This window comes from Mesorhizobium sp. AR10 (assembly GCF_024746795.1).
In the GTDB taxonomy this organism is placed as follows: domain Bacteria; phylum Pseudomonadota; class Alphaproteobacteria; order Rhizobiales; family Rhizobiaceae; genus Mesorhizobium.
In genome coordinates this window covers 3,868,135-3,883,189 of the sequence record NZ_CP080524.1, presented here as the reverse complement: position 1 = coordinate 3,883,189, position 15,055 = coordinate 3,868,135, and the positions used below count along the sequence as shown (strand labels likewise).

At 62.2% G+C, this 15,055-nt stretch carries 18 protein-coding genes; 12 read left to right on the top strand and 6 right to left on the bottom strand.

Annotated elements, in window-relative coordinates; genetic code table 11:
- Positions 1–253: 253 nt before the first annotated feature.
- A complete protein-coding gene (locus LHFGNBLO_RS22235) occupies positions 254–637 on the top strand; it encodes a hypothetical protein (RefSeq protein ID WP_258601495.1) in 384 nt (127 codons plus the stop codon).
- 183 nt (positions 638–820) lie between these two features.
- Here the strand turns inward: LHFGNBLO_RS22235 and LHFGNBLO_RS22230 are convergent, their stop codons facing one another.
- Positions 821–1,399, bottom strand: coding sequence for an NUDIX domain-containing protein (locus LHFGNBLO_RS22230; protein WP_258601494.1), 579 nt, complete (start codon positions 1,397–1,399; stop codon positions 821–823).
- Positions 1,400–1,556: 157 nt separating this feature from the next.
- Here LHFGNBLO_RS22230 and LHFGNBLO_RS22225 point away from each other — a divergent pair, with 157 nt between their 5' ends.
- The 4 genes from LHFGNBLO_RS22225 to LHFGNBLO_RS22210 all read left to right on the top strand — a co-directional run bounded on the left by LHFGNBLO_RS22225 (position 1,557) and on the right by LHFGNBLO_RS22210 (position 3,743).
- The gene (locus LHFGNBLO_RS22225) at positions 1,557–2,660 is read left to right on the top strand and encodes an NADH:flavin oxidoreductase/NADH oxidase (RefSeq protein WP_258601493.1); all 1,104 of its coding nucleotides are present in this window, start codon (positions 1,557–1,559) and stop codon (positions 2,658–2,660) included.
- Between the two features lie 156 nt (positions 2,661–2,816).
- Complete coding sequence (locus LHFGNBLO_RS22220; RefSeq protein ID WP_258601492.1) at positions 2,817–3,131, top strand: SH3 domain-containing protein; 315 nt, start codon at positions 2,817–2,819, stop codon at positions 3,129–3,131.
- A gap of 62 nt (positions 3,132–3,193) precedes the next feature.
- Positions 3,194–3,472 carry a DUF982 domain-containing protein gene (locus LHFGNBLO_RS22215; RefSeq protein ID WP_258601491.1) on the top strand — a complete coding sequence of 93 codons (279 nt, stop codon included), beginning with the start codon at positions 3,194–3,196 and terminating at the stop codon, positions 3,470–3,472.
- A gap of 31 nt (positions 3,473–3,503) precedes the next feature.
- Positions 3,504–3,743 carry a DUF2188 domain-containing protein gene (locus tag LHFGNBLO_RS22210; protein WP_258601490.1) on the top strand — a complete coding sequence of 80 codons (240 nt, stop codon included), beginning with the start codon at positions 3,504–3,506 and terminating at the stop codon, positions 3,741–3,743.
- 163 nt (positions 3,744–3,906) lie between these two features.
- Here LHFGNBLO_RS22210 and LHFGNBLO_RS22205 read toward each other — a convergent pair whose 3' ends face one another.
- Together LHFGNBLO_RS22205 and LHFGNBLO_RS22200 are read right to left on the bottom strand one after the other, a co-directional pair.
- Positions 3,907–4,173 carry a hypothetical protein gene (locus LHFGNBLO_RS22205; RefSeq protein WP_258601489.1) on the bottom strand — a complete coding sequence of 89 codons (267 nt, stop codon included), beginning with the start codon at positions 4,171–4,173 and terminating at the stop codon, positions 3,907–3,909.
- Positions 4,174–4,329: 156 nt separating this feature from the next.
- Positions 4,330–5,304, bottom strand: a complete 975-nt coding sequence (locus tag LHFGNBLO_RS22200) for an alpha/beta fold hydrolase (protein WP_258601488.1) — start codon at positions 5,302–5,304, stop codon at positions 4,330–4,332.
- 202 nt (positions 5,305–5,506) lie between these two features.
- On the opposite strand from LHFGNBLO_RS22200, the gene LHFGNBLO_RS22195 reads away from it, so the two are divergent.
- The 5 genes from LHFGNBLO_RS22195 (at position 5,507) to LHFGNBLO_RS22175 (ending at position 8,878) form a co-directional block, all read left to right on the top strand.
- Complete coding sequence (locus LHFGNBLO_RS22195) at positions 5,507–6,250, top strand: competence/damage-inducible protein A (RefSeq protein WP_258601487.1); 744 nt, start codon at positions 5,507–5,509, stop codon at positions 6,248–6,250.
- A gap of 82 nt (positions 6,251–6,332) precedes the next feature.
- Entirely contained in the window at positions 6,333–7,166 is an 834-nt protein-coding gene (locus LHFGNBLO_RS22190; protein ID WP_258601486.1) for a universal stress protein, read from the top strand.
- Positions 7,167–7,259: 93 nt separating this feature from the next.
- Positions 7,260–7,760, top strand: a complete 501-nt coding sequence (gpt, locus tag LHFGNBLO_RS22185; RefSeq protein WP_258601485.1) for a xanthine phosphoribosyltransferase — start codon at positions 7,260–7,262, stop codon at positions 7,758–7,760.
- A gap of 209 nt (positions 7,761–7,969) precedes the next feature.
- Positions 7,970–8,458: an NUDIX hydrolase gene (locus LHFGNBLO_RS22180; RefSeq protein ID WP_258601484.1), complete on the top strand. Its 489-nt coding sequence runs from the start codon at positions 7,970–7,972 to the stop codon at positions 8,456–8,458.
- Positions 8,459–8,566: 108 nt separating this feature from the next.
- Positions 8,567–8,878: a PilZ domain-containing protein gene (locus LHFGNBLO_RS22175; RefSeq protein ID WP_258601483.1), complete on the top strand. Its 312-nt coding sequence runs from the start codon at positions 8,567–8,569 to the stop codon at positions 8,876–8,878.
- Between the two features lie 75 nt (positions 8,879–8,953).
- Here LHFGNBLO_RS22175 and LHFGNBLO_RS22170 read toward each other — a convergent pair whose 3' ends face one another.
- The 3 genes from LHFGNBLO_RS22170 to LHFGNBLO_RS22160 all read right to left on the bottom strand — a co-directional run bounded on the left by LHFGNBLO_RS22170 (position 8,954) and on the right by LHFGNBLO_RS22160 (position 13,746).
- Positions 8,954–10,759, bottom strand: coding sequence for an ABC transporter ATP-binding protein (locus LHFGNBLO_RS22170; protein WP_258601482.1), 1,806 nt, complete (start codon positions 10,757–10,759; stop codon positions 8,954–8,956).
- Positions 10,760–11,174: 415 nt separating this feature from the next.
- Positions 11,175–12,857 carry an NAD+ synthase gene (locus LHFGNBLO_RS22165; protein WP_258601481.1) on the bottom strand — a complete coding sequence of 561 codons (1,683 nt, stop codon included), beginning with the start codon at positions 12,855–12,857 and terminating at the stop codon, positions 11,175–11,177.
- Positions 12,858–13,032: 175 nt separating this feature from the next.
- Positions 13,033–13,746 (bottom strand): DNA-3-methyladenine glycosylase I, encoded by a 714-nt coding sequence (locus LHFGNBLO_RS22160; RefSeq protein WP_258601480.1) that lies wholly within the window; start codon positions 13,744–13,746, stop codon positions 13,033–13,035.
- 94 nt (positions 13,747–13,840) lie between these two features.
- Between LHFGNBLO_RS22160 and LHFGNBLO_RS22155 the strand changes: the two genes are divergently transcribed.
- Both LHFGNBLO_RS22155 and LHFGNBLO_RS22150 read left to right on the top strand, forming a co-directional pair.
- Positions 13,841–14,404 (top strand): DUF1003 domain-containing protein, encoded by a 564-nt coding sequence (locus LHFGNBLO_RS22155; protein WP_258601479.1) that lies wholly within the window; start codon positions 13,841–13,843, stop codon positions 14,402–14,404.
- Entirely contained in the window at positions 14,401–14,997 is a 597-nt protein-coding gene (locus LHFGNBLO_RS22150; RefSeq protein ID WP_258601478.1) for a DedA family protein, read from the top strand. The genes LHFGNBLO_RS22155 and LHFGNBLO_RS22150 overlap by 4 nt, the downstream gene beginning before the upstream one ends.
- The last annotated feature ends 58 nt before the right edge of the window (positions 14,998–15,055 follow it).

The following is a 15,055-nucleotide window of genomic DNA, read 5'->3' as shown; positions in this document are numbered from 1 at the left end:
GGCCTGGTTCGTGCGATGGGTATTTCTGGTGCGATTCCACGGTGGCGACGCAGCGCAGCCGCCATTTTGGCAACAAGGTCTCGGACTTCCATTGGCGCTCCTCCCGACGGGAGCCTTCGTAGCACTGTGGTCGAACCGGCCGCATTTAACTTTGACGTAGGGTCTCGATCTAACCGGCCCCGGCGAATTTTGTCAGTGCCTACGGTGCAAGACGGTCGCCGAGCGCGTTTGCCTCAGCCAACCTGGCCAGCGCTTGTTCGACCTCCTGCGCGGAGGCGTCAGTGCGCTCGATGTGGTGGACCACCTGGTGCCTCAGCATCGCAAGCCTTGCAGCGCGATGCATATCGCCGTTTCGCTGGGTCTTAAGGTCGAAGGTCGGGAGCATCGTTGGCGACAATCCGGGTCAATTCACGCTGGCGGGATCGATCTTCGTGAGGCGCTTCCTGGCCTCTACCACACGCCGTTGCGCGGACCTTATCGTGCTGCACAGCGCGAGGTTGACGGCTACGCCACAATCCTCGTCCAGCATTTCTTCCGCGCTTTCGAGCGCGAGTTTGGCTCGGCCGACGCGCTGTCTTGCCCTAGCGAGTTCCAACGCCAAAATATCGGCCGCCATCCCGCGACCGTGGGGGTCTAACCTGTTCATCATGGGTTGCTAACACCTGGCGGAGCGGTTCGTTCCCTCCTTTCGTTGGTGCTGCGGCGGCTCGCCGCATGCAGTGGCGAACTGATGTCAGGCGTAGGCTTGGCATTGGCGTCCTGACTCGCAAGTCTTGGCAGCAGTCAATGTGCCCTCCCGGCACAGGAACAGGGCTGCGGATCAAGCGGAAATCGGGTTCAATTTCAGATGCTGGATCAGGATGATCGTCTTGGCGTCGATGATGCGGCCGTCGGCGATACCGGCCAGTGCGTCGTCGAGCGGCATTTCCAGGACCTCGATGTCCTCGCCCTCGTCCGCCGCGCCGCCACCGGCCGAGATGCGATCGGCGGGCGTGTAGCGCGCCACGAAGAACCACAGCCGCTCGGTCACGCTGCCCGGGCTCATATAGGGTGCAAACAACCGCTCGACGTCCTTCAGCCGGTAGCCAAGTTCTTCCTCCGCCTCCTTGCGGATGCAGGTTTCCGGATCGTTTTCGTCGAGCAGGCCGGCACATGCCTCGATCAGCGGTTCGCGATGGCCGGTGACATAGGCGGGGTAGCGGAACTGCCGCACCAGCAGCACCGTCGAGCGCTCCGGATCGTAAGGCAGGATCACCGCGCCGTCGCCGCGATCGTACGTCTGACGGATTTGCGTCTCCCACTGCCCATCACGCCGGCGATAATCGAGGACGGTCTTTTTCAGGACCGCCCAGTCGTCGGAAAGGACTTCCTCCGAACGGATGCGAATGCGATCTTCCATGGTGAACTCCGTGCTGTCGGCGGCAAGGCGTAACCGCAGACCGCGGTTTCCGCAATCCGGTCGGCGATTGGTCCAGAAGCGGTTTCACCGCCTCGTGTCTGGCGCGGGCGGTATCGCTTGACTAAATAGCGGATTACCTCTCCCCGGAGTTTGCCTGATGACCGCATCGCTTTTCCAGCCGATCACGCTTGACGGCCTTACCTTTCCCAACCGCATAGCGGTCGCGCCGATGTGCCAGTACTCCGCCGACGACGGTTCCGCCAGCGACTGGCATCTGTATCACTGGATGAACCTCGCAATGTCCGGTGCCGGCATGGTCACCGTCGAGATGACCGAGGTCGAGCGGCGCGGCCGCATCACCCATGGTTGCCTCGGTCTTTATTCCGATGACAACGAGGCCGCCGCCCGGCGAACGCTGGATGCGGCCAGGCGCGTCGCCGCCCCCGGCACGAAATTCGGCACGCAGCTCGCTCACGCCGGCCGCAAGGCCTCCAACAGAAAGCCTTGGGAAGGTGGCGGACCGCTGCAGCCAAATGAAGACCCCTGGCCGATCGTGTCCGCCTCGGCCATTGCCTACGATACCGGCTGGCAGGTGCCACAGGCGCTGGAGGATGAGGAGATCGTGCAGCTCATCGAGCGCTTCGCCGAAGCCGCCAGGCGGGCCGAACGCGCCGGCTTCGACTTCATCGAACTGCATGCCGCGCACGGCTATCTGATCTTCCAGTTCCTGTCGCCGCTGTCCAACCAGCGCACCGACCGCTGGGGCGGCTCGCTGGAAAACCGCATGCGTTTCGTCGTCGAGATCGCCAAGGCGGTGAGGAAGGCCGCCCCCAACCTGATGCTTGGCGCGCGCCTTTCGGTGAAAGAATGGGTCGATGGCGGCTTCGAGGTCGAGGACGCGATCCAAGTGGCCAAGGCTCTGAAGGCGGCGGGCGTTGCCTATCTCTGCTGTTCGAGCGGGGGCAATTCGCCCTTGCAGCAGCTGCCGAGCGGCCCGGGCTACCAGGTGCATCTGGCGGAAGCGGTGCGCAAGGGCGCCGGCATCCCGACACGGGCCGTCGGACTGATAGACGATCCGAAGCAGGCCGAAGCGATCATCGCCGACGGTCGCGCCGACATGGTGGCACTGGCGCGCGCTTTCCTGGCCGATCCGCGCTGGGCATGGCGCGCGGCTGCCACCTTCGGTGAGAAAATCCATCCGGCACCACAGCTGGCCCGCTCGGTTACGACCATGCAGCACTGGATGAAGGCAGCGGGCTGACCGGGCCCATTTTCCCGACATCCATTTTCCAGTTACCAGCGGTCCTGCAAGAATTTCGTGTTGCTGGACAGTTCGCCACAGCTTCGCTTTAATCCCATCCGCAATATTCCCTAGGGTAAGGTCGCGATTGACGCGGCCGGGTTTGGGAGCAAAGTCATGTCATCAAGGGCAATCTATCCCGCAGCAGCCGCAGTTCTCGCCGGGCTGGCTTTCGGCGCGCCATCTCCAGCCAGCGCGCAATATTGCGAAGGCACGGTGCACGGCCTTTCCCGCCACTACAATCTGGCGACGGGAAGCGGTTTCCTTGCCGTACGGGCGCGGCCGAGTTCGTCGTCGCGCATGATCGGGCAATTGTTCAATGGCGATCATACCGAAATCTTCGACCGACGCGGAAACTGGTACAAGGTCGGAATCGGCGGCGCGACCGGCTGGGCGAACGCACGCTGGCTGCGCAACGACTGCGGTTACTGAGACGTTTGGGCGCAGGCTGACGGACACGATTGCAACCAAATTGGCTGCTTTGCGTTGCGGCCATGATGGACAACAAACCTTTTGAAAAACCGGTCGTGGTCGAACTCGGCCATGTCGGTAAGTATCGCCAGATCCGCAGCACCCAGGAGGCGGCGGAATGTTTGATGACGGTCTGGCCGCTCAATCGCGGCCCGCGCCATCGTGATGCCCTCGACACTTGCCTCAAAGTGCTGGAAGGTTATCGTTCGACGGCAGATGCACGCCGGGCCTTGATCGAGGCAGCCAGGGAATCGGAAGTGCTGGTTCCCGACGACAGGCTGCCCGAAGACAAACTGCATTGAGCGAACGGGGCTTTTTCAACCGGAGGACTTCATGGCGAAGCTGACTTACAAGATCGTCGAGCACGACGGGGGCTGGGCCTACAAGGTCGGTTCGACATTCTCGGAAACGTTCCCCAATCATCAGGATGCGCTACGCGCCGCCGAAATCGCTTCGGCCGAGCAGCAGGTCGCAGGCGCGACCGACGGGATCCAGTACGAGGATGCCGATGGCAAATGGCACGAGGAACTGGCCGATGGCCGGGACCGGCCGCAGACGGAAGTTTCAGACTAAAGCGCGTCGCGTTGACGCGCTTTAAGTCTTTGTCTTTATGCATGTCGTTGTCCAAAACCGCTGCGCACTTTTGGGCGACATGTATTAGTTTTTTCTCATCTCCTGGCGGCAGTGGATGCCCGGCGAAGGGCATCCTGCCGGCCAGTCGAGGATCTGCAGCCGATTACTTGCCGCAGTAGTGATCGTTGACGTTCAACCCGGCGTTGGCGTCGGGTCCAGCAGTATTCGACGCGCAAGGTCCAACCGCACCGGTGTCGCCAAGGCTGTTCAGACCTGAGGCATCGCTGCCCGCATTGATGCTGCCGGTGGTCATCGTCTGTTCGTGGCTGGAGACCGGGCGATGGGTTTGGTAGGTGCCCGACGATTGCGCCATCGCCGACGTGGCGAGGCCAATTGTGAAGACCGAGACCGCGAGGATTTTCGTAAGCATAGAAACTACTCCATTTCACTTTTTATTCCAGGTGTTGTCGCATGTTGTGCGACAGCGCTAAAACCGATGGCCCGGCGCGAAGTTCCGATGAAAAAGCCCTGGAGGGTCGAGAACTTCGACACCTTTTTGTGAGAGATGCGTGAAGTTGCCGCCGGCTCAGTGCTCGACCGCGAAGGCCCGCTCGGCAATGCGCTTGATGAAGGCGGTGACACGTTCCGGCTCGATGAATTGCAGCATATGGCCGAGGCCGTCGACGCGCTCGAAATCGAGACCTTCGATCTCGTCCCGCATCGGTTCGCCATGGGTGCGAATGTCGATGACGCGATCGGCGGTCCCGAACAGAATGCCGGCCGGCATGGCGATCTCGCCATAGCGCTGCTCGATCCGGCCGAGATCCTGTTCGACCGCCACCACATCGGTCGAAGTCGCATGGAAATGGGCTGGTCTCAGCCCAAGCCACCCGCCGCCGCTGACCATGTAGTCGGTGGGAAAAGCCTGCGGCGCGAAAATGAATTTCATGGTCGGCTCCGCATATTTCAGGCTGGCCGGTATCGCCACCGTATAGGCCATGATCCGGCGCAACAGGCGTGAAGGAACATAGAGCAGGTCAAATCTTTGCCTCGCCCTGGTTTCCAGATGCGTCAACGGCCCCAGCAAGGCGATGCCAGCAATCGCCTGCGGATGTTCCACGGCCAGGGTCAGCGTGACGGCGCCGCCCAGCGAATGCCCCACCACCAACGGCCTTTCCAGTCCGAGAGCTTCGATGAAGCGGCGCACGATATCGGCCTGTTCGGGCAGCCTGCCCGTCGCACCGCTGGCCCGTACCGAATAGCCCGATCCCGGACGGTCGAGCGCGATCAGCCGGTAGCCCGGGCCAAAGCGGCCGAACAGCGTGTGGCGGAAATGGTGAAGCTGCGCGCCAAGCCCGTGCAGGAAGACGATCGGCCGGCCTTCGCCGGTTTCGACATAGTGGATGCGGTTGCCGTCGATCTCGATGAACCTTCCGACCGGCGGCACCAGCCTTTCGGCCTTGGCGGCAATCCATAGCGTCGCCAGCACCAGACAGCCGGCCACGACGACTGCCAACAGCAACAAACCACCGAGCAGCCACAGCATAATCGATACCAGCATTTTTCACCCAGGATCTGAACCGGCGCGCACCATCACCCGCCGCCGGTGCCGCTGCAAGGCCGCTGGCACAGGCCGGGCGGCTTTCTGGTGGCATTGCCGCCGTCCGCCCGCCGCGCTATCTCAGGCGACCCAGTCTGCCGAGGCGACCCAGTTCTGCCCTGGCATCTCGGCTGCCTGAGCGACCTGTCTGCCGGAGTTTTCCATGCCTGAAATCGTCACCGCCGCCATGCTCGTCATTGGTGATGAGATTCTGTCCGGTCGCACCAAGGACAAGAACATTGGCCACCTCGCCGACATCATGACGGCGATCGGCATCGACCTGAAGGAAGTGCGCATCGTTGCGGACGAGGAAGACGACATCGTCGCCGCGGTCAATGCCGTGCGCGCCCGCTACACCTATGTCTTCACCACCGGCGGCATCGGCCCAACACATGACGACATCACCGCGGATTCGATTTCCAAGGCCTTTGGCGTGCCATGCGAATACGACGCCAAGGCCTATGCCATGCTGGAGGCGAGCTATGCCGCGCGTGGTATCGAATACACCGAGGCGCGCAAGCGCATGGCGCGGATGCCGCGCGGCGCCGACCATATCGACAATCCCGTATCCATCGCGCCTGGCTTCCGCATCGGCAATGTCCATGTCATGGCCGGCGTGCCGTCGATCTTCCAGGCCATGCTCGACAATGTCGTGCCGACGTTGAAGGCAGGCACCAAGATGCTGTCGGCCACCGTGCATTGCCCGTTCGGCGAAGGCTTGATCGGCGGACCGCTGGGCGACATCCAGAAAGCCCATCCGGACACGATCATCGGTTCCTACCCGAAATATGGCGACGGTAAATTCTGGACGGAACTGGTCGTCCGCGCCCGCAGCCAGGAAGCGCTGGATGCCGCGCGGGCCGATGTCGAAGCCATGGTAGCGGGTTTTGCCATCACTGCTGCTTGATCGGGCCAGATCGGAACCAAGAATGGCGCTGTAACGTTTCTCACAGACGATTTTCGATCGTCCGCAAAATGAGGGATTTGCCATGCGCTTCAAGACCATCGTCGCCATACTGCAGAACGAACAGGATGCCGAGCGTGTGCTCGATTGCGCCATCCCGCTGGCCGACCGCTTCCAGAGCCATCTCATCGGCATCCACGCCGAGGCGCTTCCCGTCCCCTACACTTCGGCCACCGGCTTTCCCGACACCGAGTTCCTGCAGGTTTCCGCCGACATGAACCGCGAACGTGCGGAAAAATTGCAGGCGACTTTCCTCAGACACATCGAGAATTCGGGACTGTCCTTCGAGTGGCACAGCCTCGAGAGCTTTTCCGGTGACAGCGCGCTGACCGGCATCTCCAGCGTCCGCGCCGCTGACCTGGTCATCGCCGCGCAGCGCGAGTCGGGCGGCGATCCGAGCGCCGATGTCGACACGCTGGTCTACGACGCCGGCCGGCCGGTGCTTGTGGTGCCGCACGCCGGCCCGCTCGTCACCACCTTCAAACACGTGCTTCTGGCCTGGAACGGCAGCAAGGAGGCCGCCCGCGCCGCCTTCGACGCCCTGCCCTTCATCATCGAGGCCGAGAAGACGGACATACTGGTCATCGATCCGCCGGATTCGCTGGACGAGAACCCGGAGGCCGCCGGCGCCGAGATCGCCGCCGCCCTGTCGAGGCATGGCGCCACGGTCAGCGTCTCGGTGCAGAAATCGGGCGGCATTTCGGTCGACGACATGATCCAGACCAGGATTGCCGAGACCGGCGCCGACCTGCTTGTGCTCGGTGCCTACAGCCACTCCTGGCTGCGCCAGTTGTTGTTCGGCGGGGTCACGCGCACGGTGCTGCGTACGGTTCCGGTGGCGGCGTTCCTGTCGCGGTAAGTCCAACATAGACAGACCACACTTGCCAAGGCCAAGCCTTTCCAGCTAATTCCGCGCGCATTCCCTTGGTGCTGCGCGCGGAGTGCACGAACAATGTCCCTTCCCGAAAAAGCTTTTCCGGTCTCCTGGGACCAGTTCCATCGCGATGCCCGCGCCCTTGCCTGGCGGCTGGCCGGCTCCAACAAGGGCCAGTGGAAGGCGATCGTCTGCATTACCCGTGGTGGGCTGGTTCCGGCCGCCATCATATCGCGTGAGCTCGGCATCCGCGTCATCGAAACGGTCTGTGTCGCCTCCTATCACGACTACACCTCACAGGGGCAGCTGCAGGTGCTAAAGGAGATCACACCCGCACTGCTTGCCGACGACGGCGCTGGCGTGCTGATCATCGACGACCTCACCGACACCGGCAAGACGGCGGGCATCGTGCGCGCAATGATGCCCAAGGCGCATTTCGCCACCGTTTATGCCAAGCCGAAAGGCAGGCCGCTGGTCGACACTTTCGTTACCGAAGTCAGCCAGGACACCTGGATCTATTTTCCCTGGGACATGGGTTTTACTTACCAGAAGCCGATCGCCGACGACCACGCTGGCTGATTCGAAAACAGCTCTTTTCCATCCTGACCCGCACCGAGAGTACGCGTTTGCTTGAACACCGCGTGCCGAGGTACAATATTCTGTAGAATCGGCATCTCTTGGTGGAATTTAACGGCTGGCATGTGAATTTTTTTACTTTCATTGCTTACGATTGGCCGTAAGATTCCTAAGGTGGCAAATGATTCTGGAGGCTGGGGCTAGCTTCTCCGATGTTGACAAGGCCAACGACGCACAACCATCTGGCCGAAAGGGTCCGCAGACTCTTCGGTACGGCGCCGTGCCGTCTGCAGGTTGCCGCCTTGCCCTGGCGCGATACCGGAAATGGCGTCGAGATCATGCTGATCACCAGCCGCGACACTGGCCGATGGGTGATCCCCAAGGGCTGGCCCGAAGCCAGGGAGCCGCTTTGCGAGGCGGCGGCGCGTGAAGCCGGCGAGGAAGCCGGATTGCGCGGCACCGTCTCCCATCTCGAAGCCGGCCGCTACTTCTACGCCAAGGTATTGGCTTCCGGCGAGGAGGTGCCTTGCGAAGTGCTGGTGTTTCCGCTGCAGGTCGACCGCGTCGCCGACCGATGGAAGGAAAAGCGCGCGCGCACCCGCAAATGGGTCAGTTCCACTGAGGCCGTTCGCATGGTCAACGAACCGGATCTTTGCCAGATCATCGCCCATTTCTGCGCCGATCCGCACGGATTCGCCTAAGTCAAGAAAGAGCAGCGACGGCAACTGATCTGTGGCATACTGCGCTCCGGATCGGGGGGTGCGCCGTTATATCGAGGGATCGATTCGGCTGTTCTGGCGTTCCTATCCATGACGACCCCCGCAATCCCCCTCGACGTGAAGGCCGACGAGCATCGGCACGAACATCGCCAGCGTGTGCTCAAAGGTGGGGCGATCATCACCGGTTTACAAAATTCCGAGATCAGTTGCACCGTGCGCAATCAGCATGAGAGCGGCGCCGAACTGAGGGTTGCGCCCGACGCCCGGGTTCCCGATCGGTTCTTGCTCTACATACCGGTCGATGGAATTGCCTATCGATCCGAAGTCCGCTGGCGCCGCAACGACAGGATCGGCGTTAAGTTCAACGGCACCGAGGGCAAGCCCAAGCTGCACTACGGCTGACATCCGGACTTCTCGGCAATCTTTTCGAACGAGCGGGGTATCCAGACCGCTTCGGCCCGGACACCCCGCTCACACTCAGATCACCAGCCCCTTGGTCAATTCGAGTGCCTGGCGCTCGAACAGGCGGCGGTAGATACCGCCTTGCAGCCGGATCAGTTCGTCATGCGACCCCTCTTCGACGATGCGGCCCCGATCGAACACCAGCAGCCTGTCGAGCGCCCTCACCGTCGAAAGCCGGTGCGCAATGACCAGTGTCGTGCGGCCGACCATCAACCGCTCCATCGCCTGCTGGATCAGCACCTCCGATTCCGAATCGAGGCTCGATGTCGCCTCGTCCAGAATGAGGATCCGCGCATCGGCGAGGAAAGCGCGTGCGATCGCCACGCGCTGACGCTCGCCACCGGATAGTTTCACGCCGCGCTCGCCAACCAGCGTGCCGTAGCCCTTCGGCAGGTTGACGATGAAGTCATGCGCGCTGGCCAGCCGCGCGGCATGCTCGATCTCGGCCTGCGTGGCGCTCGGCCGGGCATAGGCGATGTTCTCGGCCAAGGATCGGTGGAACAGGATCGGCTCCTGCTGGACGATGGCGATCTGCCCGCGCAGCGACGCCTGCGCCACCTCGGCGATATCCTGGCCATCGATCAGGATCTTGCCGGCGGTCACGTCATAGAGGCGCTGGATCAGCTTGACGAAGGTCGTCTTGCCGGAACCCGAATGGCCGACCAGCCCGACGCGCTGGCCCGGTGCGATGTCCACCGAAAAGTCGCGGTAGAGCGGCAACCGGTGACTGCCATAGTGAAAGGTGACATTGTCGAAGCTGATGCGGCCGTCCGCGATCCGGATCGGCTTGGCGCCGGGCCGATCCTCGATGCCGAGCGGTTCGGACTGGAAATCGACCAGTTCCTCCATGTCGTTGATCGACCGCTGCAGATTGCGGATATGCGTGCCGATGTCCCTGAGATAACCCTGCAGCACGAAGAACGAGGTCAGCACGAAGGCGACATCGCCGGCGCTAGCTTGCCCCCACGACCAAAGCATCAGCGCCAGGCCGATCACCGCTGTTCTCAAAAGCAGCAGCATTGCCCCTTGCGTGGTGCCGTTGACGGTGCCACGCACCCAGGTACGGCGGGTACGCGCCCGCCATTTGGCGACGACCCTGGCAAGGTGCGTTTCCTCACGCTGCTCCGCACCGAAGCCCTTGACCACGGCATTGCAGCTCACCGCATCGGCCAACGAGCCGCCGAGGCGCGTGTCCCATGAGTTGGCAAGCCGTGCCGCCGGCGCGACATAGCCAAGCGACAGCATTGCCGTCACCACGATGAACAGCACCGAGCCGGTGGCAACCACCGCGCCCATCATCGGCCAGAACCAGCCGAGCAGCAGTGTCGAGCCGAGCAGCATGGCAACCGACGGCAGCAGTGCAATCAGGATCGTGTCGTTCAGCAGGTCGAGCGCCCACATGCCCCGCGTTATCTTGCGCACGGTCGAGCCTGCAAAACTGTTGGCGTGCCAGTCGGTGGAAAAACGCTGGACGCGGTGGAAGGCGTCGGCGGCGATATCCGCCATCATCCTCAGGGTCAGTTCGACGATGGCCATGAAGGCGAGGTTGCGCAGCACGACGCCGGCAAGCGCCAGGGCCACCAGCATCGAGAACGCCGCCATCGCTGCGTTCCATGTCACATCGTCCGCCGCAGCACTGCTGGCAACGGCATCGACCAGCCGGCCGGAATAGAGCGGTGTCAGAACGTCTGCCAAGGTCGACAGCAGGAAAGTGCCCATGATGAGCGAAAGCCGCCAGGGCTGGCGCCGCCAATGGCTGAGCGTGAAGCCAAGAACGCTGCGAAAGGCGCTTGCGCGCAAATCGATTCGAAAACGAGCCATGATGTCATTCGGGCGCAAACGAGCCCGATCCCGGTAAGGTCGAAAATTGAAAAACCCGCGTCAGGGCCAATTGGCGGCCGGAAATGCGGAGGTTCGGCATATTTGGCGGCGCGCCCGATATGTCGGGCGGCGACCGGCATCGACGAACGCCTGTTCCGGGATGGGCTTCGCTACGGAGGTAAAAACCTTGTAGCGCGCCGTCTGGAACCTAGGCTTCGCGGCCTCGCATAATGGTGTCAAATGCTGGCATTCGGACCTCCCAAAGGGGAATCGCGGAGAAGGTCTTATACGGACGGCTCAACGCCTCGCCAAGATGAGGAACTGCCGAAACCGCATCTGGTCCAAGCAGTGAGACGATTTTGCAACAACGGCGGGTTGTACCGACATCGTCGGGTGGCCCATTCAAACGCGGCGTCTACCCGCGATCCCTGAACCGGTTGGTGATGGGATAGCGCCGGTCGCGGCCGAAATTCTTCCGGGTGATCTTCACGCCGGGCGCGGCCTGCCGGCGCTTGTATTCGGCTATGTAGAGCAGGTGCTCGATGCGGGTCACCGTCGCCCGGTCGTGGCCGCGCGCGACGATGTCGTCGACGCCCATCTCATTCTCGACCAGGCACTCGAGAATATCGTCCAGCACCGGATAGGGCGGCAGCGAATCCTGGTCGGTCTGGTTCTCGCGCAGTTCGGCCGATGGCGCCTTGTCGATGATGTTCTTCGGGATCACCTCGCCAGAAGGCCCGAGCGCACCCGGCGGCACGTGGCCGTTGCGCCAGCGCGACAGCGCATACACCTGCATCTTGTAGAGGTCCTTGATCGGATTGAAGCCACCATTCATGTCGCCATAGAGCGTGGCGTAGCCAACCGACATCTCGCTCTTGTTGCCGGTGGTGACGACCATCGAGCCGAACTTGTTGGAGATCGCCATCAGGATGGTGCCCCGCGCGCGGCTCTGAAGGTTTTCCTCGGTGATGCCTTCCTTGGTGCCTTCGAAAAGCTGCGTCAGCGTGTGCAAAAACCCTTCGACCGGCTCGAAGATCGGCACGATGTCATAGCGGCAGCCGAGTGCGCGGGCGCAATCCTCGGCGTCTTTGAGCGAGTCCTTCGAGGTGTAGCGATAGGGCATCATCACCGCGCGCAGCCGTTCCTCGCCAAGCGCATCGACGGCGAGCGCTGCGCAGATTGCCGAATCGATGCCGCCGGAAAGACCGAGCACGACATTTTTGAAGCCGTTCTTGTTGACGTAGTCGCGCAGCCCCAGCATGCAGGCGCGATAGTCCGCCTCCTCCCTTTCCGGGATCTTCGACATCGGTCCTTCGGAGCAGACCCAGCCGTCGGGAGTCCTCTTCCAGGTGGTGACGTCGACCGTCTCCTCGAACTGGCTCATCTGGAAGGCCAGCGTCTTGTCCGCACCGATAGCGAAGGACGCGCCGTCGAAGATCAGCTCGTCCTGGCCGCCAAGCTGGTTGGCATAGATCATCGGCAGTCCGCACTCGATGACCTGGCGGATGACGACCTGGTGGCGAACATCGATCTTGGCGCGGTAGTAGGGCGAGCCGTTCGGCACCAGCAGGATTTCCGCCCCGCTTTCGGCCAGCGTTTCGCAAACGGCGACGTCACCCCAAATGTCTTCGCAGATCGGAATTCCGATACGCACGCCGCGGAAATTGACCGGTCCCTGCATTTCCGGACCGGCCTGGAAGACGCGCTTCTCGTCGAACTCGCCGTAGTTCGGCAGGTCGAGCTTGTAACGCTCGGCAAGGATCTTGCCACCATCGGCAAAGATGATCGAATTGTGGGTGCCGCTCTTGCGCTTCAACGGCGTGCCGATGATGACCCCCGGCCCGCCATCGGCGGTGTCTTTGGCGAAGTCTTCCGCCGCCCGCTCGCAGGTTTTCAGGAACGCCGGCTTCAGCACCAGATCCTCGGGCGGATAACCGGCGAGGAAAAGCTCGGTGAACAGCACGAGATCGGCGCCCTGACGGGCCGCATCCGCCCTCGCCTCGCGCGCCTTGGCAAGATTGCCGGCAACATCGCCAACCGTCGGATTGAGCTGGGCGACGGCGATGCGCAGAATATCGGGAGCGGTCTTCTTGGTCATGCCTGCTGACTTAGCGCGTCAAAATTCGCCGGGCAATGGCGTTCGTTTGGACCACCCCAGACCGATCGACAGATCGTGTCTGACCGATCGACAGATCGTGTCTGACCGATCTACAGATCGTGTCTGACCGATCTACAGATCGTGTCTGGCCGATCCGATGAATGTGGATCAAGTCCTATTCGCCCATATATTCGCGCAGCGATGCCGGTGAATGGTTCTCGCCGATCGACATCGCCAGAATGCGCGAAATGTGGCGGCGCGGCAGTCCGGTTTGCGCCGCCCAGACATTGATCTGGGCCTGGATCTTGTCGAGATCCCTCTTCGAGGTCGGGTTTTCGGCGATGTCGAGGCCTGCATCGCGCAGCGCTGCCGCCATGTCGGCCGAGAGGATGAAAGCGTCCCACTCCAGCCACCGCAGAAAATACTGGCCGGTGTTGCCGCCAAGCCGGCTGCCATGCTTGCCGAGATAGGCCATCAGCCCAACCTGGTCGTCGGCCGGCCAGTCTGCAAGGAATGCGCCGAAGCCGCCATGTTCCTTCGATACGCGCTCGACGAAGGCAGCGTTGTCGCGCACGGATTTGATCTTCTGCGGATTGCGCACGATGCGCTCGTCGGCCGTCAGGTCGTGCCAGAAATCGTCGGGCTGGAACAACAGCCGCTTCGGCTCGAAACCGAGAAACGCCGCCTCGAAACCCGGCCATTTCTGCTCGATGACGCGCCAGACGAAACCGGCGGCAAAGACGCGCTCGGCCATCGTCGACAGAATGCGGTCATCGGCGATGTCAGCCACGGCGGCGTTGTCGGGCATGGGACCCAGCAACGATGTCAACTCCGCTTCACCACCTTTGCGTTCTGCGGCACGGGCGCGAATTTTCGCGAAATCGGGCATTCTGCTTCCATCCTCACGCCACGCTTTTGACGGAACGCCATCTTCCTATATGCAAACGAGGCTGCCAAGCCGATGCTTTCCTATGGAGACATCCATGAACAAGACCGTGCCCGAACTGGCCAACCGCTGGCTGAAGCGAACGCCGGAGACTCTGACCGAGCTTGAAAGGCAGGTGTTGCAGAGCGCCATCGACCGCAAGCTGGTATCGCAGAATCTCAACGACCGTCTTGCCGGCCTTCAGGACGCCGGCGACCGCATCGCCGATGCCATCGCGCGCATCGGCGGCTCATGGACGTTCATCCTGTCCTTCATCGCCTTCCTGATCTTCTGGATCGGCGCGAATTGGTGGCTGCTGGGGCAAAAGTCGTTCGACCCCTACCCCTTCATCTTCCTCAACCTTGTGCTCTCGATGATCGCCGCTCTGCAGGCGCCGGTGATCATGATGTCGCAGAACCGCCAGGCCGCGCGCGACCGCATCGACGCCACGCACGACTATGAGGTCAATCTCAAGGCGGAGATCGAGATCATGGCGCTGCACGAAAAACTGGACGAACTGCGCCACAGCCAGATCATCGGCATGCGCGACGAGATTGCGCAGATCGCCGAACAGCTGAAGCGGATCGACGAACGGCTCACGCCGCAGACCTCCTCCCCATGACGGACGCCATCCACCACCTGATCGAACAGTATGGGCTGATCGCCGTCTTTCTCGGCTGCGTTGCCGAGGGCGAAAGTGCCGCTATCCTCGGCGGCTTCTTCGCGCATCAGCATGTCTTCATCCTTTGGCAGGCCTTCCTCGCTGCGGCTCTCGGCGCTTTCATCGGCGACACGTTCTTCTTCACCCTCGGCCGAAGCTTTGCCGATCATCCGTCGGTTCTCAGGCTGAAAGCCAGGCCGGGCTTCAGCCACGCTTACCGTCTCGTTTCCTCGCATCCCAACATCTTCGTGCTGTCCAACCGCTACATATATGGCATGCGTCTGGTCGGCGGCATCGCCGCCGGCTTCGCCGACATCACGGTGACGCGCTTCGTCATTCTCAACGCCATCTCGTCGCTGGTCTGGGCAGCCCTGTTCAGCACCGTCGGCTATGTCTTCGGACTGGGTGCGGAGCGCATCGTCGGCCAGGCGCTGGCCCGTCACGAGCGGCTGCTGATCGCCCTGGCCATCGGGCTCATCGTGGCCATCCTCGCTTGGCTCGTCGCCCGCTCCGTCGCCAGGAAAGAGCGGGTGAAGGACGCCAGGGAGACTTGAAAATCAAACGATGCCGAGCGCCTGATCGCGGGGCTGAAATTCGTGGTGATGCAGGTTT

Coding starts and splice junctions, on each gene's coding strand:
- LHFGNBLO_RS22230 (WP_258601494.1), bottom strand. CDS start 1,399: ATGGAAGATCGCATTCGCATCCGTTCGGAGGAAGTCCTTTCCGACGAC.
- LHFGNBLO_RS22225 (WP_258601493.1), top strand. CDS start 1,557: ATGACCGCATCGCTTTTCCAGCCGATCACGCTTGACGGCCTTACCTTT.
- LHFGNBLO_RS22220 (WP_258601492.1), top strand. CDS start 2,817: ATGTCATCAAGGGCAATCTATCCCGCAGCAGCCGCAGTTCTCGCCGGG.
- LHFGNBLO_RS22215 (WP_258601491.1), top strand. CDS start 3,194: ATGATGGACAACAAACCTTTTGAAAAACCGGTCGTGGTCGAACTCGGC.
- LHFGNBLO_RS22210 (WP_258601490.1), top strand. CDS start 3,504: ATGGCGAAGCTGACTTACAAGATCGTCGAGCACGACGGGGGCTGGGCC.
- LHFGNBLO_RS22205 (WP_258601489.1), bottom strand. CDS start 4,173: ATGCTTACGAAAATCCTCGCGGTCTCGGTCTTCACAATTGGCCTCGCC.
- LHFGNBLO_RS22200 (WP_258601488.1), bottom strand. CDS start 5,304: ATGCTGGTATCGATTATGCTGTGGCTGCTCGGTGGTTTGTTGCTGTTG.
- LHFGNBLO_RS22195 (WP_258601487.1), top strand. CDS start 5,507: ATGCCTGAAATCGTCACCGCCGCCATGCTCGTCATTGGTGATGAGATT.
- LHFGNBLO_RS22190 (WP_258601486.1), top strand. CDS start 6,333: ATGCGCTTCAAGACCATCGTCGCCATACTGCAGAACGAACAGGATGCC.
- gpt (WP_258601485.1), top strand. CDS start 7,260: ATGTCCCTTCCCGAAAAAGCTTTTCCGGTCTCCTGGGACCAGTTCCAT.
- LHFGNBLO_RS22180 (WP_258601484.1), top strand. CDS start 7,970: ATGTTGACAAGGCCAACGACGCACAACCATCTGGCCGAAAGGGTCCGC.
- LHFGNBLO_RS22175 (WP_258601483.1), top strand. CDS start 8,567: ATGACGACCCCCGCAATCCCCCTCGACGTGAAGGCCGACGAGCATCGG.
- LHFGNBLO_RS22170 (WP_258601482.1), bottom strand. CDS start 10,759: ATGGCTCGTTTTCGAATCGATTTGCGCGCAAGCGCCTTTCGCAGCGTT.
- LHFGNBLO_RS22165 (WP_258601481.1), bottom strand. CDS start 12,857: ATGACCAAGAAGACCGCTCCCGATATTCTGCGCATCGCCGTCGCCCAG.
- LHFGNBLO_RS22160 (WP_258601480.1), bottom strand. CDS start 13,746: ATGCCCGATTTCGCGAAAATTCGCGCCCGTGCCGCAGAACGCAAAGGT.
- LHFGNBLO_RS22155 (WP_258601479.1), top strand. CDS start 13,841: ATGAACAAGACCGTGCCCGAACTGGCCAACCGCTGGCTGAAGCGAACG.
- LHFGNBLO_RS22150 (WP_258601478.1), top strand. CDS start 14,401: ATGACGGACGCCATCCACCACCTGATCGAACAGTATGGGCTGATCGCC.